The following is a 2192-nucleotide window of genomic DNA, read 5'->3' on the forward strand; positions in this document are numbered from 1 at the left end:
TGCAGTAAAGCTCCACGGGGTCTTTCCGTCCTGTCGCGGGTAACCTGCATCTTCACAGGTACTATAATTTCACCGAGTCTCTCGTTGAGACAGTGCCCAGATCGTTGCGCCTTTCGTGCGGGTCGGAACTTACCCGACAAGGAATTTCGCTACCTTAGGACCGTTATAGTTACGGCCGCCGTTTACTGGGGCTTCAATTCGCACCTTCGCTTACGCTAAGCGCTCCTCTTAACCTTCCAGCACCGGGCAGGCGTCAGCCCCTATACTTCGCCTTACGGCTTCGCAGAGACCTGTGTTTTTGCTAAACAGTCGCCTGGGCCTATTCACTGCGGCTCTCTCGGGCTTGCACCCTAACAGAGCACCCCTTCTCCCGAAGTTACGGGGTCATTTTGCCGAGTTCCTTAACGAGAGTTCTCTCGATCACCTTAGGATTCTCTCCTCGCCTACCTGTGTCGGTTTGCGGTACGGGCACCTCTCACCTCGCTAGAGGCTTTTCTTGGCAGTGTGGAATCAGGAACTTCGCTACTATAATTCGCTCGCCATCACAGCTCAGCCTTCACGGGAAACGGATTTGCCTATTTCCCAGCCTAACTGCTTGGACGCGGATATCCAATACCGCGCTTACCCTATCCTCCTGCGTCCCCCCATTGCTCAAATGGTGAGGAGGTGGTACAGGAATATCAACCTGTTATCCATCGCCTACGCCTTTCGGCCTCGGCTTAGGTCCCGACTAACCCTGAGCGGACGAGCCTTCCTCAGGAAACCTTAGGCATTCGGTGGAGGGGATTCTCACCCCTCTTTCGCTACTCATACCGGCATTCTCACTTCTAAGCGCTCCACAAGTCCTTCCGGTCTTGCTTCACAGCCCTTAGAACGCTCTCCTACCACTGTTCGAAGAACAGTCCGCAGCTTCGGTGATACGTTTAGCCCCGGTACATTTTCGGCGCAGAGTCACTCGACCAGTGAGCTATTACGCACTCTTTAAATGGTGGCTGCTTCTAAGCCAACATCCTGGTTGTCTAAGCAACTCCACATCCTTTTCCACTTAACGTATACTTTGGGACCTTAGCTGGCGGTCTGGGCTGTTTCCCTTTCGACTACGGATCTTATCACTCGCAGTCTGACTCCCAAGGATAAGTCATCGGCATTCGGAGTTTGACTGAATTCGGTAACCCGGTAGGGGCCCCTAGTCCAATCAGTGCTCTACCTCCGAGACTCTTACCTTGAGGCTAGCCCTAAAGCTATTTCGGAGAGAACCAGCTATCTCCAGGTTCGATTGGCATTTCACCCCTACCCACACCTCATCCCCGCACTTTTCAACGTGCGTGGGTTCGGGCCTCCATTCAGTGTTACCTGAACTTCACCCTGGACATGGGTAGATCACCTGGTTTCGGGTCTACGACCACGTACTCAATTCGCCCTATTCAGACTCGCTTTCGCTGCGGCTCCGCATCTTCTGCTTAACCTTGCACGGGATCGTAACTCGCCGGTTCATTCTACAAAAGGCACGCCATCACCCGTTAACGGGCTCTGACTACTTGTAGGCACACGGTTTCAGGATCTCTTTCACTCCCCTTCCGGGGTGCTTTTCACCTTTCCCTCACGGTACTGGTTCACTATCGGTCACTAGGGAGTATTTAGCCTTGGGAGATGGTCCTCCCGGATTCCGACGGAATTTCACGTGTTCCGCCGTACTCAGGATCCACTCAGGAGAGAACGAAGTTTTGACTACAGGGCTGTTACCTTCTATGGCGGGCCTTTCCAGACCTCTTCATCTACCTCGTTCCTTTGTAACTCCGTACAGAGTGTCCTACAACCCCAAGAGGCAAGCCTCTTGGTTTGGGCTGGTCCCGTTTCGCTCGCCGCTACTCAGGGAATCGCATTTGCTTTCTCTTCCTCCGGGTACTTAGATGTTTCAGTTCCCCGGGTCTGCCTTCTCATATCCTATGTATTCAGATATGGATACCACTCCATTACGAGTGGTGGGTTTCCCCATTCGGAAATCTCCGGATCAAAGCTTGCTTACAGCTCCCCGAAGCATATCGGTGTTCGTCCCGTCCTTCATCGGCTCCTAGTGCCAAGGCATCCACCGTGCGCCCTTTCTAACTTAACCGTTAAAAAGAATCACTACGTGATATCTTGCATTACTAATTGAATGTGAATTACTTCTGTTATCTAGTTTTCAAAGAACA

1 rRNA gene is annotated in these 2192 nt (G+C 52.3%); it reads right to left on the reverse strand.

From position 1 onward, the window contains the following. Positions 1-2113, reverse strand: a 23S ribosomal RNA gene (locus tag OQ477_RS20715); the annotation flags it as partial. Positions 2114-2192 lie beyond the last annotated feature (79 nt).

The sequence above is a fragment of the Bacillus sp. ChL18 genome, from assembly GCF_026241425.1.
In the GTDB taxonomy this organism is placed as follows: Bacteria; Bacillota; Bacilli; order Bacillales; family Bacillaceae; genus Bacillus; species Bacillus velezensis.